This is a genomic window from Caulobacter sp. GW821-FHT10E02 (assembly GCF_059415225.1).
On record NZ_JBWKMV010000001.1, the window covers coordinates 1,412,438 to 1,436,801 of the forward strand.

At 68.6% G+C, this 24,364-nt stretch carries 19 protein-coding genes and 2 riboswitches; of the genes, 13 read left to right on the forward strand and 6 right to left on the reverse strand.

What is annotated here, in order from left to right:
- The first annotated feature begins 3 nt into the window (after positions 1-3).
- Positions 4-1,341 carry a GTPase HflX gene (gene hflX / locus AC07NI_RS06345; protein WP_494616843.1) on the forward strand — a complete coding sequence of 446 codons (1,338 nt, stop codon included), beginning with the start codon at positions 4-6 and terminating at the stop codon, positions 1,339-1,341.
- Here hflX and mazG read toward each other — a convergent pair.
- Together mazG and AC07NI_RS06355 are read right to left on the reverse strand one after the other, a co-directional pair.
- The gene (mazG, locus tag AC07NI_RS06350; RefSeq protein ID WP_494616844.1) at positions 1,338-2,171 is read right to left on the reverse strand and encodes a nucleoside triphosphate pyrophosphohydrolase; all 834 of its coding nucleotides are present in this window, start codon (positions 2,169-2,171) and stop codon (positions 1,338-1,340) included. The two genes, hflX and mazG, sit on opposite strands and share 4 nt — an antisense overlap.
- Entirely contained in the window at positions 2,128-3,540 is a 1,413-nt protein-coding gene (locus AC07NI_RS06355) for an MFS transporter (RefSeq protein ID WP_494616845.1), read from the reverse strand. Before AC07NI_RS06355 ends, mazG begins: the two co-directional genes overlap by 44 nt.
- Positions 3,541-4,384: 844 nt before the next feature.
- A riboswitch (cobalamin riboswitch) is annotated at positions 4,385-4,587 on the forward strand.
- A gap of 178 nt (positions 4,588-4,765) precedes the next feature.
- On the opposite strand from AC07NI_RS06355, the gene AC07NI_RS06360 reads away from it, so the two are divergent.
- Positions 4,766-6,742 (forward strand): TonB-dependent receptor plug domain-containing protein, encoded by a 1,977-nt coding sequence (locus tag AC07NI_RS06360; protein ID WP_494616846.1) that lies wholly within the window; start codon positions 4,766-4,768, stop codon positions 6,740-6,742.
- Positions 6,743-6,744: 2 nt separating this feature from the next.
- The gene (locus AC07NI_RS06365) at positions 6,745-8,232 is read left to right on the forward strand and encodes a PepSY domain-containing protein (protein WP_494616847.1); all 1,488 of its coding nucleotides are present in this window, start codon (positions 6,745-6,747) and stop codon (positions 8,230-8,232) included.
- On the opposite strand, the gene cobU is transcribed toward AC07NI_RS06365, so the two are convergent.
- A complete protein-coding gene (cobU, locus tag AC07NI_RS06370) occupies positions 8,216-8,731 on the reverse strand; it encodes a bifunctional adenosylcobinamide kinase/adenosylcobinamide-phosphate guanylyltransferase (RefSeq protein ID WP_494616848.1) in 516 nt (171 codons plus the stop codon). The genes AC07NI_RS06365 and cobU overlap by 17 nt on opposite strands.
- Before the next feature lie 36 nt (positions 8,732-8,767).
- Positions 8,768-8,957, forward strand: a riboswitch (cobalamin riboswitch).
- A gap of 151 nt (positions 8,958-9,108) precedes the next feature.
- Between cobU and AC07NI_RS06375 the strand changes: the two genes are divergently transcribed.
- From AC07NI_RS06375 to AC07NI_RS06420, 10 genes are read left to right on the forward strand one after another with little or no spacing between them, the layout of a single operon-like run.
- Complete coding sequence (locus tag AC07NI_RS06375) at positions 9,109-11,058, forward strand: TonB-dependent receptor plug domain-containing protein (protein WP_494616849.1); 1,950 nt, start codon at positions 9,109-9,111, stop codon at positions 11,056-11,058.
- Between the two features lie 4 nt (positions 11,059-11,062).
- On the forward strand, positions 11,063-12,064 hold the full coding sequence (locus AC07NI_RS06380; RefSeq protein WP_494616850.1) for a threonine-phosphate decarboxylase: 1,002 nt from the start codon (positions 11,063-11,065) through the stop codon (positions 12,062-12,064).
- On the forward strand, positions 12,061-12,897 hold the full coding sequence (locus AC07NI_RS06385; RefSeq protein WP_494616851.1) for an ABC transporter substrate-binding protein: 837 nt from the start codon (positions 12,061-12,063) through the stop codon (positions 12,895-12,897). The genes AC07NI_RS06380 and AC07NI_RS06385 overlap by 4 nt, the downstream gene beginning before the upstream one ends.
- Positions 12,894-13,880 (forward strand): FecCD family ABC transporter permease, encoded by a 987-nt coding sequence (locus AC07NI_RS06390; protein WP_494616852.1) that lies wholly within the window; start codon positions 12,894-12,896, stop codon positions 13,878-13,880. The genes AC07NI_RS06385 and AC07NI_RS06390 overlap by 4 nt, the downstream gene beginning before the upstream one ends.
- Positions 13,877-14,650, forward strand: coding sequence for an ABC transporter ATP-binding protein (locus AC07NI_RS06395; RefSeq protein WP_494616853.1), 774 nt, complete (start codon positions 13,877-13,879; stop codon positions 14,648-14,650). The genes AC07NI_RS06390 and AC07NI_RS06395 overlap by 4 nt, the downstream gene beginning before the upstream one ends.
- Positions 14,640-15,581: an adenosylcobinamide-phosphate synthase CbiB gene (cbiB, locus tag AC07NI_RS06400; protein WP_494616854.1), complete on the forward strand. Its 942-nt coding sequence runs from the start codon at positions 14,640-14,642 to the stop codon at positions 15,579-15,581. The genes AC07NI_RS06395 and cbiB overlap by 11 nt, the downstream gene beginning before the upstream one ends.
- Complete coding sequence (locus tag AC07NI_RS06405) at positions 15,569-17,029, forward strand: cobyric acid synthase (protein WP_494616855.1); 1,461 nt, start codon at positions 15,569-15,571, stop codon at positions 17,027-17,029. The genes cbiB and AC07NI_RS06405 overlap by 13 nt, the downstream gene beginning before the upstream one ends.
- A complete protein-coding gene (gene cobT / locus AC07NI_RS06410; protein WP_494616856.1) occupies positions 17,026-18,057 on the forward strand; it encodes a nicotinate-nucleotide--dimethylbenzimidazole phosphoribosyltransferase in 1,032 nt (343 codons plus the stop codon). The genes AC07NI_RS06405 and cobT overlap by 4 nt, the downstream gene beginning before the upstream one ends.
- A 3-nt stretch (positions 18,058-18,060) precedes the next feature.
- Positions 18,061-18,816, forward strand: coding sequence for an adenosylcobinamide-GDP ribazoletransferase (gene cobS / locus AC07NI_RS06415; RefSeq protein ID WP_494616857.1), 756 nt, complete (start codon positions 18,061-18,063; stop codon positions 18,814-18,816).
- Positions 18,813-19,289 (forward strand): tyrosine phosphatase family protein, encoded by a 477-nt coding sequence (locus AC07NI_RS06420; RefSeq protein ID WP_494616858.1) that lies wholly within the window; start codon positions 18,813-18,815, stop codon positions 19,287-19,289. Before cobS ends, AC07NI_RS06420 begins: the two co-directional genes overlap by 4 nt.
- Here the strand turns inward: AC07NI_RS06420 and AC07NI_RS06425 are convergent.
- The 3 genes from AC07NI_RS06425 to AC07NI_RS06435 form a co-directional block, all read right to left on the reverse strand.
- A complete protein-coding gene (locus AC07NI_RS06425; RefSeq protein WP_494616859.1) occupies positions 19,286-19,876 on the reverse strand; it encodes a DUF2939 domain-containing protein in 591 nt (196 codons plus the stop codon). The two genes, AC07NI_RS06420 and AC07NI_RS06425, sit on opposite strands and share 4 nt — an antisense overlap.
- 48 nt (positions 19,877-19,924) lie before the next feature.
- On the reverse strand, positions 19,925-20,983 hold the full coding sequence (locus tag AC07NI_RS06430; RefSeq protein WP_494616860.1) for an alginate lyase family protein: 1,059 nt from the start codon (positions 20,981-20,983) through the stop codon (positions 19,925-19,927).
- 128 nt (positions 20,984-21,111) lie between these two features.
- Positions 21,112-24,090: a TonB-dependent receptor plug domain-containing protein gene (locus tag AC07NI_RS06435; protein ID WP_494616862.1), complete on the reverse strand. Its 2,979-nt coding sequence runs from the start codon at positions 24,088-24,090 to the stop codon at positions 21,112-21,114.
- Positions 24,091-24,364: the final 274 nt, after the last annotated feature.

Sequence of the window (24,364 nt, forward strand, 5' to 3'; positions counted from 1 at the left end):
TACTTGTCCAAATCTACATCCAGGTCGATTGACCACGCCGCGCCGATCCTGAAGGCGCTTGTCATCCATCCGGCGCGGCAACTGCGCGGCCAGGCGGCCCTCGAAGCCCGGGATCCCAAAGCCCGGCTCGAGGAAGCCGTCGGCCTCGCCGTCGCGCTTGATCTCGAGGTCGTCGAGACGGTGATCGCGCCCCTGCGCGCCGTCACGCCCGCCACCTTGTTCGGCAAGGGCAAGATCGAGGAGTTCGCGGCGATCTGCGAGGTCGAGCACATCGACGTCGCCGTCTTCGACGATCAGCTCACGCCCATCCAGCAGCGCAACCTCGAAAAGGCGCTGAAGGTGAAGGTCGTGGACCGCACCGGGCTGATCCTCGAGATCTTCGCCCGTCGGGCCCGGACCCGTGAAGGCCGTCTGCAGGTCGAGCTGGCCAGGCTTGAGTACGAGCGCTCGCGCCTCGTCCGCACCTGGACCCACCTTGAGCGGCAACGCGGCGGCACCGGCAACACCGGCGGCCCCGGCGAAACCCAGATCGAGCTCGACCGCCGCCTGATCCGCGACAACATCCTGAAGCTCAAGAAAGAGCTGGAGGAAGTGCGTCGCACGCGGACCCTGCACCGCAGCGCCCGCAAGAAGGTGCCGTACCCGACGGTCGCCCTGGTCGGCTACACCAACGCCGGCAAGTCCACGCTGTTCAACCGCCTGACCGAGGCGGAGGTGCTGGCCAAGGACATGCTGTTCGCGACGCTGGACCCGACCCTGCGCACCGTGAAGCTGCCCGATGGGCGGCCGGCGATCATGTCCGACACCGTCGGCTTCATCTCCGACCTGCCGCACGAACTGGTCGAGGCCTTCCGCGCCACCCTCGAGGAGGTGCAGGAGGCCGACGTGGTGCTGCACGTCCGCGACGTGGCCAATCCCGACAGCGAGGCCCAGGCCCGCGACGTCGAGACGGTGCTGGCCGAGCTGGGCGTCACGCTCGACGAGGGCAAGACCGTCGTCGAGGTCTGGAACAAGATCGACCTGCTGGGCGAGGACGATCGCGAGGTCGTCGAGGGCCACGCCCGTCGCAAGGAGGCCTCGACGGTCTCGGCCGTCACTGGCGAGGGCTGCGAGGCCCTGTTGCGCCGAATCAGCGGCCTGATCGACGATTCCGCGCCGGTCGAGATCCAGCTGAAGGCCCAGGACGGCCAAGCGATCGCCTGGATCTACCGCAACGGCCGGGTGCTGAGCCGCTATGACGGTCCGGACGGCGACGTCACGATCGTCACCCGGCTGGACAGCCAGGCGCTGGGCCGGTTCGAGCGCCAGTATCCCGGCGCTCTGGTCGGCACTGTCGACTAGGCTTCTTTCTCCGCCGCCTTGGCGTCGTTCCACAGGCCATCCATTTCCGCCAGATCGGACTGGTCGGGCGTCTTGCCGCGCTCGGCCAGCTTTGCCTCGACGAAGCCGAAACGGCGGGCGAACTTGGCGTTGGTGGCGCGCAGGGCGTCTTCCGGATCGACGTCCAGCTTGCGGGCCAGGTTGGCGCAGACGAACAGGATGTCGCCCAGCTCCTCGCGAGCCTTGGCCATGTCGCCGGCCTCGATCTCGACCTCGATCTCGGCGGTCTCCTCGCGCAGCTTGTCCAGCACCTCGCGGGCCGAGGGCCAGTCGAAGCCGACGCGGGCCGCGCGCTTGGTCAGCTTGACGGCGCGCGTGAGGGCAGGGAGGCCAGCCGGCACGTCGTCCAGCACGCCGGTCTTGGCTTTGGCCTTGCGCTCCTGGGCCTTCAGTTCCTCCCAGCCGGCGACCTGCGCCGACAGGTCGTCATAGGCGTGGTCGCCGAACACGTGCGGATGGCGGCGGATCATCTTGTCCGAGATCGCCGCCGCCACGTCCTTCAGGTCGAACGCGCCCTGTTCCTCGGCCATGCGCGAGTGGAAGACCACCTGCAGCAGGAGGTCGCCCAGCTCGTCGCGCAGCTCCGGCAGGTCGTTGCGCTCGATGGCGTCGGCGACCTCGTAGGCCTCCTCGACCGTGTAGGGCGCGATCGTCGCGAAGGTCTGCTCCAGGTCCCAGGGGCAGCCGCCGTCCGGATCGCGCAGCTTGGCCATGATCTCGACCAGGCGGAAGATTGGATGTTGGTCTTCAGCCGGCAGGGCCAGGGGCGGGGACTTGCTCTGGGACGACATTCGGTTCCGGCTCCGCTGCGGGGGCGTCCGCTTGAGCCGCATCCCGCGCCGAAAGCTGGCGCTGGATCTCGGCGACGCGGGTCGCATCCAGCGGATAGCGCAACATGACGACGGCCACCACCAGTCCCATCGCCGCCGGCACCACGGCGTACATGGCGATCAGGGCGTTGTCGCCCGAGACGGTCGGGACCTTGGGGTCGAAACCCATCCATTGCAGCACGGGGAAGGCCCCGATCGCCAGGGCGTAGCCCAGCTTCACCGTGCCGGTGAGGATGGCGTAGAGCAGGCCGGTGCGGTCGACGCCGCTGGTCAGCCGCTCCTCGTCGCCGATGTCAGCCATCATGGCGCGCACCAGCACCGGGGCGGCCGTGTAGGGGATGCCGGCCAGGATCAGGATCAGCATGCCGACGCCCGAATTGCCCACCGGCGTGAAGACGGCGGCGATCTGGACGAAGGCGTAGATCACGGCGGCGACGGCCAGGGCCCGGTGCTTGCCGATCCGCTTGGCCAGCATCGGCCAGATCGGGGCGCTGACCAGGGCGGCCACGAAATAGACCAGCAGCAAGACGCCCGACTGGGTCTTGTCGAACTGCTTGATGCGCTCGAAGAAGAACAGGAACAGCGCCCCGGCGATGCCTGGGGCCAGACCCATCAGCAGGTCGGCGAACAGCAGCAGCCGCACCGAAGGCCGCCCCAGCAGCGCCAGATATTGCTTGAGGCCAGCCGCGTGCCGCACGAGCGGCGCGGCCGGCTCGCCGACGACGCGCACGGCCGTCAGGATGGTGATCGGCAACAGGGCGATGATGAACCAGCCCATGGCCCGCACGCCCTCGGCATGCTCGGTCTTGAACACGCCCACCAACAGCGGCGGCAGGCACAGCACCAGGATCATGCCGACGACATTGCCCGCTTGCCACCAGCCATAGACGCGCGAGCGCTGCTGATAGTCCGAGGACAGCACCCCGCCCCAGGCGGTATGCGACAACACGACCATGGAGTAGCCCGCATAGGTGACTAGCAGCCAGCCCCACAGATAGAAGGCGCTAGCGCCGGGCTGGCCCATGAACAGGGCCAGCGCCCCGATCCCAACCACCGGCATGCCGGCCAGCAGCCAGGGCCTAAATCGCCCGAGCTTGGTCCGTGTCCGGTCCATGACCCCGCCCAGGAACGGGTCCAGGGTGATGTCGATCAGCCGCACGAACAGGAAGGCCGCGCCGACCGCGGCCAGCGACAGCCCGATGGTGCTGACATAGAATTCCGGCAGATAGACCACCAGCGGCAGGCCCAGGGCCGCGATCGGGATGTTGGGCGAAGCGAAGGCCGCCAGGGCCCACGACGACACCCTCTGGGATGGATGGCGCTCGGACATCGATACTCCTCCCCGCGCTGTTGGTCGCGCTCGGACACTAAGGCCGCTGAACGGCCGTTTGAATGAGTGTGCGAGCATTGTCGGCTGAGCGCCAGCCTCTTCCTGAACCAGCGCGTGCGTTTGCACTTCACGCGGCCGGCCGCTGAAGAGATGGAAAGGGACGCGGAGCGCCGGACAGCGTCCGGAGTGTGAGGAGTGAATACCGTTTCGACGAAGCCTTAGCGCTCCGCGTAGTCCGTTATCCGGAAGCCTTCGCGAGCGCGGGGTCTTAACCCGCTCACGACGTTTGGGCCTCCGACGGGCGGGCCAGGGCGACGAGCCCCGGTCCCGGAATGCGCGGGCGATTTCAGCCCACGCCTGCCGCGTCCGCCAAGCCTTCGCCGCCAGGGCTTCGTCCCGATGTTTCAGGGAACCTGCCGCTGGAGCCGTCGCGAAGGCGAGCCTCCGAAGAGACCCGGCGAGCGCTTCCCGCTCGACCACTCCTGACGGCCGCCCAAGTCGTCGGCCGAACGCCCTTTCCACGCCGTCAGGTGAGATGAGGATAAGGCAGGTTTTGGAGCGGGGTATGGCGGGGCTTGAACGCTCGTAAGTCACCCTTCTCCCCCTGCGGGAGAAGGTGGCCGCCGAAGGCGGTCGGATGAGGGGTCGCGCACACCTAACCTCCTGCTCCGACACGCTAATCCAACAAGCCTATCAACCCCTCATCCGGCCCTGCGGGCCACCTTCTCCCGCAAGGGGAGAAGGAACAATCCCCGCACCCCGGCGGGATTTCGCCCCCTCCAACCCATTTGCCTTCCGCGCAACTTCCGCTATCAGCGTTCCGTCGCGGTGCCCCTAGGGCGTCGCGACAATGACCGTGCTGGCGCCCGAGAGGGCTTAATAGGGAATGCAGTGCGGGGCCTTCGGTCCCCAAATCTGCGGCTGTCCCTGCAACTGTAAGCGGCGAGTTCTAGCGTCACATGCCACTGGGGTTTTCGGACCCTGGGAAGGCGACGCCAAGAGCGATGACCCGTGAGCCAGGAGACCTGCCAGCATGGGTCGCTCTTGCCGTGGCCCAGGGGATGGTCAAGGCGCGGAACCCCGTCTGAGCGACGAGAAGCGGTGAAGAGCCGCCTCGACCGGTACGGCCGGCGCTTCAACGCGTCCGCGCCGCCGGACCATCGACCCGTGGGCGCCGCCTCGGGTGGCTCTTCGCCATGTCGCTTGGACGCACATGGGGGGCTGCATGCCCAGACTGATCTCTCACGCCGCCATCGCGGCCGCTCTGCTTTGCCCGTTCGCTGCCCAGGCGGCCGACAACGATCCGACCACCTCCGTCGACCAGGTGGTGATCACCGCCAAGAGCCTGGAAGAGACCCTGCCGCTGGAGCTGTCGCGCTACGGCAGCGACGTGGCCATTGTCACAGCCGCCCAGATCAAGGACGCCGGCTTCGTCGACACCGTCCAGGCGCTGCAGACCCTGACGCCGGGTCTCTACATCGCGCCCAGCGCCGGGCCGTTCAGCTATGTCGACCTGTCGCTGCAAGGCTCGCGCACCCAGGACGTGCTGTGGACCGTCGACGGCGTGCGGATCAACAACCGCCTCTACAACTCGACCACGCCCGTCGACACCCTGCCGGCCAGCATGATCGAACGGATCGAGGTGCTGAAGGGCGGGCAGGGGCTGTTCTACGGCACCCAGGCCTCGGCCGGCGTGATCAATGTCGTCACCCGCGCCTTCTCCGACACCCCCGGCGGCGAACTGACGATCGGCGGCGGCGAAAACAAGACCGTCCACGCCGACGGCTATGTCCGCGGCGCCTTCGGCCGCCACAAGGTCGTCGCCTACGCCTCCAAGGACGAAAGCGACGGCTTCGAGCAGTATGACGTCTTTCAGCCCAGCGCGACCGACCGCAAGCGCGGCTACGACGTCGTCACCCTGGGCGCCAAGTACGGCTTCGACTTCACCGAGGACCTGCGCCTGCAGGCCAGCTGGCAGCACACCGACGCGCGCCTGGACAACCTGTCGCCGCGCCTCGTCCGCAAGAGCTACAACGACCGAGACGAGGACATTCTCAGCGCCCGCCTGGACTACACCCCCGACGGCCCGGCCCAGTTCTTCCTGAAGGGCTATCTGCACGACTGGGACACGACCTACGAGAACGTCCAGAACGGCGCTGCCGGTCCGGTCGTGGTCTATCCGGCCGGCACGTACTGGGGTTATCGCGACTACGGCGCCAGCGCCCTGGTGAAGCTGAACCTGAACAAGGGCTTCGAGTACGAGCTCGGCTACGACTTCCAGAACTTCAAGGGCCGCGACGAGGTGCTGCTGATCGACGGCAAGACCGAGCAGGTCCACGCCCTGATCGCCCAGGTCCGCACCACGCCCGACCTGATCCAGAACGCCCTGTTCACCGCCGGCGTCCGCTACAACCACGGCCAGGGCTCGGACACCACGGTCTGGACGGTCAGCGGCCGCTATGACGTGACGCCCTCGCTCTATATCGAGGGCGTGGGCGGGACCTCGTTCCTGCTGCCCGACGCCGAGCAGCTGTTCGCCATCGATCCGGACTCCACCCACGGCAATCCGGACCTCAAGGCCGAGCGCAGCAAGAACCTCAACGTCTCGGCCGGCGGCGTGCTGGGCGAAGCGGTGAGCTGGAAGGTGACCGGCTTCGCGCGCCGGATCGATAACCTGATCAGCGACATCTACGACAACCCGGCCTATCCCGAAGGGCTCTATGTCAACGTCGCGGGCCAAGTGCGCGTCTCGGGCGCCGAGGCCGTCGTCCAGGCCCGGCTGAACGACGCCTTCAGCGTCAACGCCAGCTACACCCACACCAAGTCGCGCCAGCAGGGCTCGGACCTGCAACGCGACCGCACGCCGACCGACTTCGCCAAGGCCTCGCTGGATTTCGCCCCAACCGGCAAGCCCTACGGCGCGGACCTGTCGGCCACCTGGACCGGCGTTGTCTGGCAGACGGTCTCGGGCTTTGGCCGCATCAACTACGGCGATGTCGTCGTGGTCGACCTGGCCGGGCACGTGTTCCTGGACGGCGCGGCGCGTCACCATCGCCTGGGCCTGCGACTGCAGAACCTGTTCGACAAGGACTATGCCGCGCGCCTCGGCTCGGCGCCGAGGGACGGATCGACCAGCCGCTTCCTCTACCGGAACCTCGGCGTGCCGCGCACGGCGAGTGTCCGCTACAGCTACGCGTTCTGATCATGGGAGCGATGTTCAACTGGCGGCCCGCCTGGAAGGTCGGCAAGCGCTGGCTCTGGTTCGTCCACCGCTGGCTGGGCGTCGCCGCCTGCCTGCTGTTCGTACTGTGGTTCGTCTCTGGCCTGACCATGATGTACGTGCGCTTCCCGCATCTGGAGGAGGCCGAACGCGCAGCGCATAGCGCGCCGATCGACTGGGGCAGGGTGCGGCTCGATCCGCAGGCCGCTGTCGACAAGGCGGGGACCAAGGCGTTCCCGACCGACCTGACCCTGTCGATGTGGGGCGGCGAGCCGGTCTATCGGGTCGTCGAGGGCCGCAAGCGCGTTGGCGTCTCGGCGATCGATGGCCGGGTGCTCGGCGCGATCGACGCCGAACGGGCCAGGGCCGTGGTCGCGGCCGCTTGGCCGGACGCTTCGCCGCGTCTCCTGCGCACGCTCGAGCGCGACCAGTGGACGGTGGCCCAGAGCTTCAACGCCGCGCGGCCGCTGCACCTGTTCGCCCTGGACGACGCGGCCGGAAGGCAGGTCTATGTCGGCTCGAAGGGCGGCGAGATCGTGCTCGACACCAATCGGACCGAGCGGTTCTGGAACTGGCTGGGGGCGGTGCCGCACTGGCTCTACTTCACCGCCTTGAGGTCCATGCCTCAGGCCTGGACTCAGGTCGTGCTGTGGACCTCGGGCATCGGCATGGTCAGCGCCGTCACGGGGATCTGGATCGGCCTGCTGCGCGTGCGGCTCAAGCGCCGCTACGCCGGCGGGCGGATGTCGCCCTATCGCGGCTGGATGGCCTGGCACCACCTGACCGGCCTGGTCGGCGGGCTCTTCGTCCTGACCTGGGTGTTCAGCGGCTGGATGTCGATGAACCCCAACGACTGGGGCGGGCCGGGCGACGCGGTCATGCTGGGCCGCAAGGCCTGGATGACGGCGCCCGCTGCGACCTATCCGCGGGAGGCCGCGGCGTTGAAGGATCGCCACGGCGACCGGCTGGCGCGATTCTACTGGCTGGGCGAGCGGCCGCTGATGCTGGTCGATGACGGCAAGGCCAAGGCGGTACTGGATCCGGCCAGCGGACGCCGCGTGACCTTCACCGACGGCGAGCTCTTCACTCGCGCTTCGACGCTCGTGCCGGGCGCGCATCTGGTCATGCGCGATCGCCTGACCCAGGACGACGCCTACTGGTACTCGCACCACGACAAGGCGCCGCTGCCTGTGCTGCGCGCTGGCTTCGATGACCCCGCCCACAGCTGGTTCTATATCGACCCGACCAGCGGCCGGATGGTGGGCGTGGCCGACGACTCCCTGCGGCTCTATCGCTGGACGTTCTCGGCCCTGCACAGTCTGGACTTCGGGTTCCTGCTGGCTCACCGGCCGCTGTGGGACATCGTGGTCTGGCTGCTGAGCATCCTCGGCCTGATCGTCTCGGTCAGCGGCGTGGTGATCGGCTGGCGGCGGATCAAGGCCGACCTGACGCGCTCTAGGCCTGCGGCTTGAGGCGCAGCGGCAGGCCGGCGGCGATGAAATAGACCTCGTCCACGGCCTGGGCCAGCCGCTGGTGCAGCCGCCCCGCCTCGTCGCGGAAGCGGCGGCCCAGCGGCGTCTCGGGCACCAGGCCCAGCCCGACCTCGTTGCTGACCAGCCAGAGGCGGGCAGGGCAGGCGGCCACCGTCGCGACCAATTCGGTCGCGGCGGCCGCGACGTCGCGCTCGTCCAGCATCAGGTTCGACAGCCACAGGGTCAGGCAGTCCACGACCGCCACGGCGTCGGCGGGGAGGGCGGCGATGGCCTCGGGCAGCGCCAGCGGCGCCTCGACCGTGGTCCACGATTCGCCGCGCTCGGCCTGGTGACGGACGATGCGCTCGGCCATCTCGTCGTCGAAGGCCTGGCCGGTGGCGATCAGCACCAAACGCCCACCGGTGGCGCTTTCAGCCGCCTTCTGGGCGAAGGCGCTCTTGCCGGAACGGGCTCCGCCCAGCACCAGAGTCGACGTCATAAGAGCTCCACATTGACCGTGTGCGGCGCACCCTATAGGGCTGGCCGCGCGTCAGGCTCCTCGAAAGAGGATTAAAAGGGAACGAGGTTCAAGACCTCGGCTGCCCCCGCAACTGTAAGCGGCGAGTTCTAGCGTCACATGCCACTGGGGTCCTCGGATCCTGGGAAGGCGACGCCAAGAGCATAGACCCGTGAGCCAGGAGACCTGCCCGGCGCAGTCGTTCATCGCTCGGCCGGGGTGCGCCGAACGAACGGGATCTCCCGAGAAGCGACACTACCAAGGGCCGCGTGACGGTCCGGAGCGTACCCGTGGCTTAACCGAGCTTGCGAGTGCGTCCGGGCGTGGCGCGCGGGTCGTTTCAAGAAGGGGATAAGACCATGATCCGCACGTTCCTGTGCTCCACCGCACTCTCCACGCTCGTCGCGAGCGCCGCTCTGGCCGACGAGCAGAAGGCCCCCGAGGCCGACGTCGCCGGCAAGGCTGGCGCCAACGGCGTCGCCGAACTGGTGGTCACCGCCACCCGCACCGCCCAGCCGATCGAGAAGGTCGGCCAGTCGGTCACCGTCCTGACCCAGGCCGCCATCGAGGCCAGCCAGGCGATCTCGGTCACCGAGCTGCTGGCCCAGCAGCCGGGCGTCAGCTTCACCCGCAACGGTGGGCCAGGCACGACGACCAGCCTCAACATCCGCGGTTCCGAGAGCCAGCACACCGTCGTGCTGATCGACGGCGTCAAGCTCAACGACCCGTCCTCGACGCAAGGCGGCTTCAACAGCGGCAACCTGCTGGTCGGCGACATCTCGCGCATCGAGATCCTGCGCGGCGCGCAGTCGACCCTGTGGGGCAGCCAGGCCATCGGCGGCGTGGTCAACATCGTCACCGCCGACCCGACCACGCCGTTCGAGAGCTCGGTGGAAGCCGAAGCCGGCGCGCGCAAGACCGGCTACCTGCGGGCCGCCGCCGGCGGCGCCTCGGACAAGATCACCTGGCGCCTGGCCGGCGGCTACTACACCACCGACGGCTTCTCCTCGTACAAGGTCGGCAAGGAGAAGGACGGCTACCAGAACACCGGCGTCTCGGGCCGCGTGCGCGTGGCGCTGACCGACAACGTCTCGGCCGAGGTCCGCTCGGTCTACTCCAAGGGCAAGAACGACTTCGACGCCTTCAACGGCGACAGCGCCGAATTCGCCCGTACCGAGGAACTGGTCGTCTATACCGGCCTGAACTTCGCCCTGCTGGACGGCCGCTGGAACAACCGCCTCGGCTACGCCTACACCGACACCGATCGCGAGAACCTGAATCCCGCGCGTCCGACCGGCCCGATCACCTTCGACGCCGCCGGCAAGAACAAGCGCTTCGAATATCAGGGCGTGTTCGCGATCTCGGACATCTGGACCGCCACCTTCGGCGGTGAGAGCGAGAAGTCGCGCATGCGCACGCGCTCGCCGACCGCCACCACGCAGAACGCCCCGTTCCGCACGGGCCGCGTCGGCGTCGACAGCGTCTACGGCCAGCTGCAGGTCGAGCCGATCCAGGGCCTGACCCTGACGGGCGGCCTGCGCTACGAGGACCACGACACCTACGGTTCCCACACCCTGGGCCAGGTCGCGGCCGCCTATGCGCTGAACGACGGCGACACCGTCCTGCGCGCCAGCTTCGGCCAGGGCTTCCGCGCTCCGGGCCTCTACGAGCTCTACAGCGAATACGGCAACACCAACCTGGCGCCGGAAGAGTTCGACAGCTGGGACGCCGGGATCGAGCAGCGCTTCTTCGGCGGCAAGGCCCGCGCCTCGGCCACCTGGTTCCACCGCGAGGCCGACAACGAGATCCGCTTCTTCTCGTGCGCCTCGGGCTCGACCGCGGCGCTGTGCAATCCAGGCGGAACGTTCCGCTTCGGCTATTACGACAACGTCCAGAAGACCAAGGCCCAGGGCGTGGAGCTGATCGGCGAGGTCAAGCCGACGACCGCGCTGACGATCACCGCCAACTACACCTACACCGACGCGGAATCGAACTCCGGGACCACCAAGGGCAAGCAGCTGACCCGCCGTCCGAAGAACATGGGCAACCTGTCGGCGACCTATGTCTGGCCGGTGAAGTTGTCGACCACGGTGGCGGTGCGCTACGTGGGCAAGACCTACAACAACGACACCAACACCCAGGTCGTGAAGGACTACACCCTGGTCGACCTGCGGGCGTCCTATCCGATCAACGAGACCCTGGAGGTCTTCGGCCGGGTCGAGAACGCCTTCGACAAGGACTACCAGACCATCCTCAACTACGGCACGCCGGGCCGTGGGGCCTTCGTGGGCCTGCGGGCGCGCTTCTAGGCCGATGACGGCGTCGATACCCACCATCGGCGCCTTCCGGCACGGCGGCCGTCTCCGCGAGGCGATGGCCGCTTTTCCGGACGCGCCGCGTCCCTGGCTCGACCTCTCGACCGGGATCAATCCCGAGCCGTGGTCCGGCCAGCGGGCGCCGGCCGACGCCCTGCGGCGGCTGCCCGATCCGCATGAGCTGGCCGAGCTCGAGACCGTCGCCGCCCGCGCGTTCGGCGTCGCCGATCCCGGCCGCGTCGTCGCGACCTCGGGCGCGGAGGCGGCGCTGCGGCTGCTGCCCGGCCTGATCGGCGGCGGGGAGGTCGCACTGCTGGCTCCGATCTATGGCGGTCATAGTGAGAGCTGGCCGCACGCTCGCGCGATCACCTCCCTGGACGAGGCCGAACATGCCGACGTGCTGGTGCTGGTCAATCCGAACAACCCGGACGGCCGCCGGATCGACCGCGAGGCGCTCGCCGCCCTGGCCGCCGAACGCTCCGACGCGGGCCACTGGACGATCGTCGATGAGTCCTTCGGTGAGATCGCGCCCGAGCTCAGTATCGCCGACCTGGAGATCGACCGACTGGTGACCCTGCGCTCGTTCGGCAAGTTCTACGGCCTGCCCGGCGCGAGACTCGGTTTCCTGATTGGAAACAAGGTCTTCGCGCGGGAATTTCGTGTCCTGCTCGGCGACTGGCCAGTCGGCGCCGACGCGCTGACGATGGGTCTGGCGGCCTATGCCGACGACGCCTGGCGTGTGCGGACTAGGATCTGGCTGGCGACCCAAACCGCCGCCGTCGACGCCGCGCTGACCAATGCAGGCCTCAAGTCGCTCGGTGGCTGCGACCTCTTCCGCTGGGTCGAGGCGCCGGACGCCCACGACCTGTTCACCCGGCTCTGCGCCCAGGGCGTGCTGACCCGGCCGTACGCCGATCGACCGGACCGACTTCGCATCGGCCTGCCTTCGCGTAATGAATTCAAACGCTTCGAGCGTGCTCTTCAGGCGGTGACGTCATGAACCGCCGTGAAGCCATAGCCGGCGCCCTGGCCATGACGGCCGGCGCGCCTCTGCCGCCGCCCAAGCGTATCGTGTCGCTGAACAGCTGCCTGGACGCCATGCTGGTGCACCTGGCCGACCGCGGTCAGATCGCCGCCCTCAGCCACTACGCCCGCGAGGAGCACGGCTCGACCGTCGCGGCACAGGCCAAGACGCTGCCCTATACCTGGGAGAGCGCCGAGGAGGTCATCGACCTGACGCCCGACCTCGTCCTGGCCAGCCAGCACTCGGCTCTGGCGACCCGCAATGCGCTCAAGCGCCTGCACGTGCCGGTCCAGCGCTTCAAGGTGCCCAAGTCGGTCGACGAAAGCCTCGGCCAGGTCCGCAAGATGGCCAAGCTGATCGGCCATCCCGATCGCGGCGAGGCCCTGGTCGCCCGCATCGAGACGGCGATCGCGGCGTCCAAGCCCGCGCCCGGCGCGCGGCGGCTGACGGCGCTGATCTATCAGCCGAACGGCTTCGCGGCCGGTCCTGGCACCCTGGTCGACGAGATGATGGACCATGCCGGCTTCGACAATGTTGCCCGCCGCTTCGGCCTGCGGACCTGGGGCAATGTCGGCCTGGAACGCCTCTTGGCTGATCCGCCGCAGGTGCTGCTGGTCGGCGTCCCGGGACCGGGCGCGCGCAGCTGGGCCGACCGGGTCATGACCCATCCGGCTCTGAAGTCGGCGTCCGGGCGGATGCGTCAGGTGCGCCTGCCTGAAAAACTACTCTATTGCGGTGGCCCGGTCCTGATCGAGACCGCCGCCGCCATGGCCCGGGCGCGAGCCCAAGCGTTGAAGGAGGGAGCATGAAGCTCCGGTCTCCCTGGCTGATCTGTGGCGTCCTGTTGGCGCTGCTGGTCGTGCTGTTCGGCGTCAGCCTGTGCGCCGGACGTGTCTGGGCGCCGTGGAGCGCCTGGACCTCGGGCGGCTCTGATCCGCGCTGGGCCATCGTCTTTGGCCTGCGCCTGCCGCGCACCATCCTGGCCATCCTGGTCGGCGGGGCGCTGGGCCTCTCGGGCGCGGCGCTGCAGGGCTATACCCGCAATCCGCTGGCCGATCCCGCGGCGTTGGGCGTGTCGACCTCGGCGGCGCTGGGCGCGGTGCTGACCCTCTACCTAGGCACGGCGGGGGAAGCGACCTGGATCCTGCCGGTCGCCGCCATGATCGGGGCGGGCCTGGGCGTCGCGGCCCTGATGAGCTTGGCGGGCATCACCTCCAGCATCGTCACCTTCATCCTGGCTGGCTTCGTCATCCAGACCGTCTGCGGCTCGGCCATCGCCCTGGCCCTGAACCTGGCCCCCAACCCGTGGGCGGTGAACGAGATCGTCAACTGGCTGATGGGCTCGCTGGCCGACCGCAGCGTCGACGAGGTCAAGCTGGCCGCGCCGGGCATCCTTCTCGGCGGCCTGCTGCTGCTGACCCTGGGCCGGTCGCTGGACGCCCTGACCCTGGGCGAGCAGGGCGCGCGATCGCTGGGCGTGGATCTGTCGCGCACGCGCTGGCTGATGCTGATCGGCGTCGCCGTGGCGGTCGGGTCCAGCGTGGCGGTGACGGGCGTCATCAGCTTCGTCGGCCTGATCACCCCGCACCTGCTGCGGCCGCTGCTGGGCTCCAAGCCCAGCGCGGTGCTGCTGCCGTCGTTCGTGGGCGGGGCGGTCATGACCCTGGCCGCCGACATCCTGGTGCGCATGACCCCGGCCGCCAGCGAGATCAAGCTGAGCGTCGCCATGGCCATACTGGGCGGGCCGTTCTTCCTGGCCATGCTGATCTCGATGCGACGGAGGCTGGCATGAGCCTGCACGCTGACAACGTCACCCTGGCGCTGGGCGGCCGCCCGGTGCTGGCCGGGATCACCGCCGACTTCGCCAAGGGCGGCGTCATCGCCATCGTCGGTCCCAACGGCGCCGGCAAGTCGACCCTGCTGTCGTGCCTCGCCGGCCTGCTCAAGCCTAACGGCGGCGCGGTCACTCTGGACGGCGCGGCGGTCGCGGCCATGCCCGGTCGTCAGCGCGCCGGCCGCATCGCCTTCCTGGCCCAGACGCCGGAGATCGCCTGGGACGTCGATGTCCGCACCTTCGTGGGCCTGGGGCGTACGCCACACATCGGCGCCTTCGGTCCCAGCGCCGAGGACCATGTGGCCATCAAGGCGGCCATCGCCGCCGCCAGCCTGGAGACGTTCGTCGATCGCCCGGTCACCCGCCTGTCGGGCGGCGAGCGGGCGCGCGCCCTGATCGCCCGGGGCCTGGCCGGCCAGACCGACTGGCTGCTGGCCGACGAGCCGCTGACCGGCCTCGATCCCGGCCACGCCCTGGATGCCCTAGCGCTGTTCCGGCGCATGGCCCACGACGAGGGCAAGGGCGTGATCGTCACCCTGCACGACCTGAACCTGGCCGCGCGCTTCGCCGACCGGGTGCTGGTGCTGAACGAGGGCCGCCTGGTGGTCGACGACGCGCCGGATACGGCCCTGACGCCGGAGACCCTGTCGGACGTCTATGGCGTCGTCGTCCGCCGTCACGCGGGCGAGGGCGGGCCGCTGATCGAAGTGCTGGGCCGTGCCGGCTAGTTCCTGGTCCGCCAGTCCCTGGATCGTCCTGGCCGCGGCCGGGGTCGAGGCCGTCGTCGGTTATCCCGACGCGCTGCATCGGCGCGTGCCGCATCCGGTGGTCTGGGCCGGGGCGCTGATCTCCGTGCTGGAGCGGATGCTGAACCAGTCCGCGTTCGGTGAGCTGCTGCGGCGACTGCTGGGCATCTTCACCCTGCTGAGCCTGGTGGCGGTCAGCGCCGCCGCCGGCTGGCTGATCACGCGCTATGGCGGGCCGTGGGCCGTCGTCGCGGTCGGCTGGCTGGGCCTGGCGCAGCGTAACCTCTGGGACCACGTCCAGGTGGTGGCCAAGCCGCTGGCCGTCGGCGACCTGGAAGGCGCGCGGGCCGCCGTCGGCATGATCGTCGGCCGCGACGTCGATAGTCTCACCGAAAGCGACATCGCCACGGCCGCCATCGAGAGCCTGGCCGAGAGCTTCTGCGACGGCGTCGTCGCGCCGCTATTCTGGTTCGTGGTCGGCGGGCTGCCGGGCCTCTTCGTCTACAAGGCCGTCAACACCGCCGACAGCATGATCGGCCACCGCGAGGCGCGCTGGCGGTCGTTCGGCTGGGCCTCGGCGCGGTTCGACGACCTCTTGAACCTGATCCCGGCGCGGCTGGCGGGCTTGGTCGTCGCCTTGGCGGGCGGCGGAGGCTGGAAGATCATGCTGCGCGACGCCGGCAAGCACGCTTCGCCCAACGCCGGCTGGCCCGAGGCGGCCATGGCTGGGGCGCTGGGCGTAAAGTTGGGCGGTCCGGCCTGGTACGACGGGGCGCTGTCGCAACGTCCGGCGCTGGGCGAGGGCAGGGCGCCGACGCCGGCCGATCTGGCCCGCGCGATGCGGGTCTATCTGGTCGCCTGCGGGATCCTCTGGGCGATACTGGCCGTGGGAGGATTCGCATGGCCGCGTTGATGATCCAGGGCTGCGGCTCCGATGTCGGCAAGTCGGTGCTGGTCGCGGGGCTTTGCCGGCTGTTCGCCAATCGCGGCCTGCGCGTGCGGCCGTTCAAGCCGCAGAACATGTCCAACAACGCCGCCGTAACCGCCGACGGCGGCGAGATCGGCCGCGCCCAGGCCCTGCAGGCCATCGCCTGCCGCGTGGCCCCGACCGTCGACATGAACCCGGTGCTGCTGAAGCCCCAGAGCGATGTCGGCGCCCAGCTGGTGGTGCGCGGCCAGATGGCCGGCACCTGGAAGGCGCGCGGCTATCAAGAGCGCAAGGCGGCGCTGCTGGGCACGGTGCTTGAGAGCTTCCGGACGCTGCAGGCCGAAAGCGATCTCGTCATCGTCGAGGGCGCCGGCAGTCCGGCCGAGATCAACCTGCGGGCCAACGATATCGCCAATATGGGCTTCGCGATCCCAGCCGATGTCCCCGTGGTGCTGGTCGGCGACATCGATCGCGGCCATGTCATCGCCGCCCTGGTTGGAGCCCACGCGGTGCTGAATGAGGTCGACCGGGCGATGATCCGGGGCTTCCTGATCAACAAGTTCCGGGGCGATCCCAGCCTGTTCCAGGACGGCCGCGCCGAGATCGTCCGCCGCACGGGCTGGTCGGACCTGGGCATGGCCCCCTGGCTGGCGGCGGCGCGACGCCTGCCGGCCGAGGACGCCGTGGTGCTGGACCGCGCCGCCTCCGCCGACGGCCGCAAGGTGCGGATCGTGGTGCCAATGCTGTCGCGGATCGCCAATTTCGACGAGTTCGACGCCCTGCGCACCGAGCCGGAAGTCGAGTTCGCCTTCGTCCCGCCGGGGACGCCGCTGCCGGGTGACGCCGACCTCGTGATCCTCCCCGGGACCAAAGCGACGCTGGCCGATCTCGCCTTCCTGCGCGCCCAGGGCTGGGACATCGATCTCGCCGCTCACGTCCGGCGTGGCGGCCGGGTGCTGGGCGTCTGTGGCGGCTATCAGATGCTGGGACGGCGAGTGTCGGATCCGGACGGCATCGAGGGACCGCCGGACTCGGTCGAGGGGCTGGGCCTGCTCGACGTCGAGACCGTGATGACCGGCGACAAGACCCTGCGGCCGGTGACCGGGCAGCTTGCGGGCGGCGCGCGGTTCGAGGGCTACGAAATGCATGTCGGCCGCACGACCGGCGCGGTTTCGCCGATGCTGACGTTCGACGGCGGCGTCACGGACGGCGCGGTGTCGGCCAACGGCCTGGTGCGCGGCTGCTATGTCCATGGGCTGTTCGATCGGGGCGAGGCGAGGGCGGCGCTGCTGGCCGAGCTGGGCGCGGTGTCCGACGCAATCGACCAGGCTGTCCGTGTCGATCAGGCGCTGGACGAGATCGCCGCCGTCCTGGAGCAGGCCTTCGACATCCCCGCCCTGGCCGCCATCGCCGGCCTGGAGAATTTCCAATGAACTTGCCGACCGTCCCGCCGATCGACCTCGCCCATGCAGCCGGCTTGCGCGCCCAGATCGATGGCAAGGCCAAGCCGCCTGGCGCCCTGGGCCGGGTCGAGGACCTGGCCGTGCGCCTGGGGCTGATCGCCGAGGGTACGCCGCCGGCCTTCGACCGCGCGATGCTGCTGGTCTTCGCCGGCGACCATGGCCTGACCGCCGAGGGCGTCTCGGCCTATCCGTCCAGCGTCACCCAGGCCATGGTCGCGACCTTCCTGGCCGGCAAGGCCAGCGCCAACGCCTTCGCCCGCGCGGTCGGGGCCGAGCTGCGCGTGGTGGACGCCGGGGTCGACGCCGAGCTGCCGGCCCATCCGAACCTGCTGGCCGAGAAGGTCCGTCGCGGCACCCGCAACGCCGCCGTCGAGCCGGCCCTGACGGCCGACGAGGTTGCCCTGGCCCTGGAGACCGGCGCGCGCATCGCTCGCGACGCCGTCGCCGAGGGCTTCGAGATCCTGGCCTTGGGCGAGATGGGCATCGGCAACACCGCTTCGGCGGCGCTGCTGATGCACCGCCTGGCCCCCGCGCCGCTGGCCGAATGCGTCGGGCGAGGAACCGGTCATGACGACGCCGGCCTGGCCCGCAAGCTGGCGACGCTGGAGCGCGCGGCGGCGCGGTCCGACGCGACCGAGGCCGCTGACGTCCTCGCCGAATTCGGCGGGCTGGAGATCGCCATGATGGCTGGCGCTGTGATCGGCGCGGCTTCGGTGCGGGTCCCGGTGCTGGTCGACGGCTTCATCGCCTCGGCGGCGGCGCTGGCGGCGATCCGGCTGCTCCCGGCGGTGCAGGACTACTGCATCTTCTGCCATCGCTCGGCCGAACAAGGACATCAGCGGATGCTGGCGGCGCTGGACGCCGAGCCGCTGCTGGACATGGGCCTGCGCCTGGGCGAGGGCACCGGCGCCCTGCTGACCCTGCCGGTCGTCCGCGCCGCCTCGCGCTTGCTCAGCGACGTCGCCAGCCTGGACGACGTCCTGAACGGACGGCTCTAGCGCATGGGTTGGCTCGCGCATCAGGTCCGGCTGCTGGTCTGTGCGGTCCAGTTCCTGACGCGTGTGCCGACGCCGACGCTGAAGACCTTCGAGCCCGACTGGATCACCCGCTCGGCCCGCTATTTCCCGCTGGTCGGGCAGGGCGTCGGCGCGGTCTGCGCCGGGGTGCTGCTGGTCGGCGAGCGGCTGTGGAGCGCGCCGGTCGGGGCGATCCTGGCGCTTGCCATAGGCCTGCTGATCACCGGCGCCTTCCACGAGGACGGCTTGGCCGACACCGCCGACGGCCTGGGCGGCGGCCAGACGCCGGCGCGGCGGCTGGAGATCATGAAGGACAGCCGCATCGGGACTTACGGCGCCTGCGCCCTGGTCGCGGTGCTCGCCCTGAAGGGTGCGGTGTTAGCCTCGACGCCAATTGCCGCTGTCCTACTGCTGGCCGCCCACGGCCTGGGCCGCGCCGCCGCCGTGACGGTCATGCGCCTGACGCCCTACGCGCCCAGCGGCGAGGCGGGCAAGTGGAAGCCTGTGCCGCAGGGGGTGCGGACCGGCGAGGTGCTGGTCGCCCTGCTGATTGCCGCCTGGCCGCTGACCCTGCTGCCACCGGGGGCGATCCTGGTTGGCCTCGCGGGCGGCGCCCTGCTGGCCGCCTTCGTCGCGCTGACCGCCAAGCGCCTGATCGGCGGGCACACCGGCGACGTGCTGGGCGCGGTCGAGCAGGTGTTCGAGGTCGGCTTTCTGCTCGGCGCGGCGGCCCTGGCATGAGGCTGCTGGTCGGACCGATCACGGCGGTCGAACGGCTGGCGGGCGAGGCTGACCACGTCCTGTCGCTGATCTCGCCGGACGCCACGCCGCCGGTCGTCGCGCAGCCGAGAACCCTTCTGCGATTCAACGACATCGTCGAGGAACGTGAAGGCCTCATTGTCCCCTCGACGGCGATGATCGAGACGATCCTGGCGCTACGCGAAACGCCCACGCTGCTAATCCACTGCTTCGCCGGCGTCAGCCGCTCGACAGCGGCCGCCTATGTCCTGGCTTGCGCGACCCAGTCGGGCGAGGAACAGGCGCTGGCCGCCGAGCTCCGCGCGCTCTGCCCGGAAGCCACGCCGAACCCGCTGATGGTCGCCCTGGCCGACACGATTCTGCAGCGCGACGGCGCCATAACCCGCGCCATCGCCGGCATCGGCCGGGGCTGTGACGCCTACGAAGGAACCGTGATCGACTGGCGGCTAGCCTAGTCGAGGCCCGGCAGTTCGATCTTCACCAGCTTCCAGCCGAACACGCCGTGGCGCTTCAGCACGAGGCCGAATGGCTCCTGGTCGCCATTCTTGCGGTCGCGATAGGTAGCGCGGAAGTGGTCGAGGTCCTGGTAGCCGTATTTGACCTCGACATCGGACTTGGCCTTGGGCGTCTTCACCTCGGGCTGCGGCTGCTCGATGACCGGGCCGCCCGGCGTGGCGGTGATGCTCTTGGGCGGCTCGCTGGTCGCGACCATGGTGGCGATGGCGTCCGGGGTCGCATAGGTGTCGACCGCCTTGTCGACCACGCCGACCAGCAGCATCTGGCCGAAGGCGGCGAACGGGTTGTCGCGCAGCTTGGGATCTTCCTCGAACTTGCGGGTCATGCTGGCCTTGAGCTGCAGCTTCAGGCTCTCGCGCACGGCCGGGAAGTCGACGGCGCGCTCCAGCCTGGCCCTGTCGCTGGCCTTGGCCGCCTCGGTCAGGCTCTTCAGGGCGAAGACCGGCGAGGCCAGATAGGCCCCGACCAACACCGCCACGAGCACGAAAACGCCGGCGCCAGTCAGGATACGGTTCGAGCGAGTCATCAAGTCCTCCAGCCCGCGATCAAGGCAGGCGGGAGGACCTGGGTCAACTTATGGCCGCGAGGACCGCAGGATCTCGGCCCACGGCGCCGGTTTCTTGCCGGTGCGCTTCACCAGGTCGTCGCGCAGGGGCAGGTACCTGGCGTCCAGCAGACTGGCCAAGGTGTAGGTGCCGACGCCGTTGGAGACGTCCCAGTCGTGGGCGGCGTATTCCTTCTGGCCGGAATTGGCGCGGTCGCGGTCGAACTGGATCTTGGAATTGACGAACTCGCTGTGCGTCTTCTCGCCCTTCGCATAGGCGGCCAGCCAGTCCAGCGAGTTCGGCAGGCTGGAGCCGCTGGCGCTCTTGAACCCAAACCAGTCCTCGCCGTGCGCCTGGGCCGACAGGGCGGCCATCATCAGCGGATCGAGGTTGTAGGTGACGTAGTGCAGGGCGTCGCGCTCGTGGAAGTCGAAGGTCGAGCCGTCGGCATAGAGATTGACGCCGATCTGCTTGCGGAAGGCCTCACGAGCCCGGGCGATCAGCTTGGCATCGCCGGTCTGGAAGGCGGCCATGGTCGCCATCTTGATGCGGTGGCTCTGCCAGTTGGTCTGGGCGTTCTTCGGCCCCGCATCCATGGCGTCCAGATAGCCGACGGCCATCTTGCGCCAGAAGGCGTCGACCTTGGCGCGGATCGGGGCGGGGAGGTCGGCGTCGGTCAGGTCGGTGGCCATGACCAGGGTGTCGAAGCCCGTCTCGTCGATCGGGTTGAACGAGATCTGGTAGATGTCGGCCCAGTTCTCGAGATAGCGGCCCGTGGCCTCCAGGAACTTGCGATCCCCGGTCAGGCGGTAGGCGAGAGCGAAATTCAGCACGATCGGCTGGTCCTCGCGGGCCTTGATGCTGATCTCGCGGATGCCCTTGCCGGGCAGGGTGCCTTCGGTGTGGGCGTGGGGGATGGCGCCGGGCGGGCGGTCCAGCGTGGCCGTGGCTCGCGCGACGATCGCGTCCTTGAGGGCAGGGGAGACGGCGCCCTTGCCGAAGGTCGGGCCCAGCAGGCCGTAGTCGGCGGCGTGCGCGGCGGGCGCGATGGCGATCAGGACGCCGGCGGCGAGCCATGCGGTCTTCATAGAAGCCTCCCAAGCTTTACTCTTGGGAACGAGATATCTGGCCAGTCCAATTATTGGTCAAGCCACTTTCGGTCTTTTGGTCGGACCGAAACGGGCGGCGCCGAGGGGAGCGACGCCGCCCGACCAGGCTAGAACGAGGCGTCGAGCTTCAGGAAGAAGTAGCGACCGATCGCGTCGTAATAGGCCGGACCGATGTTGCGGCCGTCACCCGTGCCGTGCGGCGAGATCGCGGTGTCCTGGATCGCCGGCGGCACGCCGTAGTCGTCGATGTTCTTCACGCCCAGGGCGATGTCGAAGTTCTTCTTCGCATGCCAGGTGATGTTGATGTCCTTGTAGATGAAGGCCCGAACGTTCGGGAACTCGTTGTACTCGTCCGTCGAGTTGATCGCGTACTTGCTCTTGCTGACGTAGCGGTTGTTCAGACCGAAGGTGAACCGGCCGAGATCATAGCTGGTGGTCAGCGTGGCCTTGTAGGTCGGGTAGTTCCACTGGCCGGCATAGTCGATGCCCGCCTTGCCCTTCTCCGAGATTGTCGTCTGCTCCAGCAGCTTGGTGCCCGCGAAGGTCAGGCGCAGCATGCCGGGGCCGACTTCGGTGCGGTAGCGGGCCGACAGATCGATGCCGCGCACGCGCTGGCCGGCCAGGTTGGCGAACTGGGTGCGGACTTCCTTGACCGAGCCCTCGATCAGCGTGCCGTCGGTGTCGCGCGTCCCGGCCGGGTTGCGGATCACGTACTGGCAGTAGGCCATGTCCGGGCCGCCGGCGGAGTCCACGCAGTTGTTCATCAGCGTGGTGTAGGCCAGCGAGGTGATGACGTTGCCGACCTTGATGTCCCAATAGTCGATCGTCATGTCGAAGTTGCGCAGGAAGCGCGGCTGGATCACGACGCCGTAGGTCAGCGAGTTCGAGGTCTCCGGCTCCAGGTCCGGATTGCCGCCGCTATAGACGATCGGCACGTTGAGGTTGGGGTAGGGGACCGGGAACTTCACGCCCGGCAGGGTCGCCTGGCAGTTGGCCTGACGGTTCGGCTTCAGCGCGATGTAGACGCTGGAGCAGGGGTCATCGATCTTGCCGTAGCTGGAGAAGCTGATCGGCGTGTAGAGCTCGCCGAAGTTGGGCACGCGGATCGAGTGCGACTTGGTCCCGCGGAAGGTCAGGTCGCGAACCGGCTGCCAGGTCAGGCCGGCCTTCCAGGTATCGGTGCTGTCGTTGTCGCTGTAATCGGAATAGCGGTAGGCGCCTTCGACCTGCAGCTTGCGGGCGAAGGGCAGGTTGGCCAGCACCGGCACGACCACTTCGGCGAAAGCTTCGGTCGTCTCGCGCTTGTGGTGGAAGTCGGGGTGCAGGGCGAAGTCGTTGCCCGGCGTGTAGACGATGGTCGACAGCTTGGCCTTGTCCGGATCGTCCTGGGTGTCCAGCTTCTCCTGACGCCATTCGGCGCCGACCGAAGCCTTCACCGCGCCAGCCGGCAGGTTGAAGAGCTCGCCATCGACGCTGACGCCGGCGTTCATCATCGAATTGCGGGTCTTCTCGAAGCGATCGAACATCAGGTAGTCGAGCACGTCCTGCGACGGCCGGGCGGTCGCGAAGAAGTCCAGCGGCTTGCAGCCGGCGGCGCGGGCGGTCGCGTCGCGGCAGACGATGGCGCCGCTGGCGTCCTTGATGCTGTCGCGGGCGAACAGCCACTGGTCGCGGCCGACCATGTTGGTCGTGGTCCAGTCGTCGTCCACCTGGCCGTAGCGGGCGAAGGCGGTCCAGTTCAGCTTGCGCGTCAGCTTGCCGGTGATGTCGCTGCCGATCAGGAAGTTGCGACGGTCGTGGTTCTCCATCGTCTGGGGCAGGTTGTTGTAGCTGCGATCCAGGCCCAGCGAGGTCAGGCCGTTGGCGACCATGTAGTCGCGCATGGCGGCCGGCAGGTACGGGTTGGTCAGGGTGGCGATCTCACCGGTGTTGGCGACGCCGTCCTTGCCCCACCAGATCTTGCCCGTTCGGGCGTCCGAGCGGTACTCGGGGAACTCGCCGGCGCCGCGCGTGGTGCTGCGCGTGAAGCTCAGCGTGCCGTTCCACACCAGGTCGTCGGTGAACTTGTAGTTGGCGTTGGCGTAGACCGACTGGCGGTTGGAGCCGTTGCGGATGAAGTGGTTCTCGTTGCCGTTCAGGCCCGGACCGCCGTTCTGGCCGCCGGTCTCGCCGGCGGTGACGATGCCGTAGCTGTCCTTCGGCACGGCCACGACCTGGCCGTTGACGTACTGGTACCACTGGCCGTTGTTGTTCCCGCAGGCGTTCTTGCCGTTGTACATGCACCAGGTCGGGACCAGCGAGCGGTACATGACGCGGTAGTCGCGATAGAGTAGGCGGTCGGGGATGCCGTCGTTCGGACCGGTATTGGCCGGGTTGGCGCTGTAGACGTCGCGATTGATCCAACGCTCGGTGCTGCGCAGCTTGTCGGTGGTCGAGATGTTGCCGCCGACCACGACGTGGCCGCGCCCTTCGGCGAAGTCGAAGCCGGTCGCCGCCGTGAAGTCCGACTGGCGCGCGTCGCTGTGCGAGGAAATGCCGGTGGTGGCGCTGAGGTGCAGCCCCTTCATCTGCTTCTTCATCACCACGTTGACCGCGCCGGTCACCGCGTCGGCGCCGTAGACAGCCGCGGCGCCGCCGGTGACCACTTCGAAGCGGTCGATCAGGGCCGTGGGAATGGTGTTGACGTCGACGGCCGAGGTGCGCGCGCCGCCCGACACCCAGCGATGGCCGTCGACCAGCACCAGCGAGCGGTTGTTACCCATGTTGCGCAGATTGATGTTGGCGACGCCGGCGTCATATTCCTGGCCCAGCGAGCTGGCTTCGCCCAGGCCCGGGCCCATGGCCGGGTTCTGCATCAGGGCGTCATAGACGGTGATGCGGCCGTAATCCTTGATCTGCTCCATGCTCATCACCGAGATCGGCATGGCCGACTCCAGCTCCGGGCGGGCGATGCGTGAGCCGGTGACGACCACGGTGTCGACCGAGGTGTCGTCCTGGGCGGCGCTGGCCTGTTGGGCGAAGGCGCAAGGCGCGATGAACAGCGGCGCGATGATGGTGCTGGCCAGCGCCAGTTTCTTGATGGTCACGTCGATCCCCCGACCTGGATGGTTGAAACCTGCGGCGACGCCTTGGCGCCGCTAGAGGAGGGGGTCATAACTTTGTCATCCGCCATTTTATTTACGGATATATGAAAGAATAGCGACGCCGGATAACGATCGTACGGCGGAGGAATTATCCGAAATTAGACGAAGTCATTCTGCGATTTGGTGAGAATCGTCGTCAGGACGTGGAAATTAGTCAGAATAATAATTGAGCGTACGATCGTTATTGCACATTGGTACGATCGTTTTCTTTGAAGTC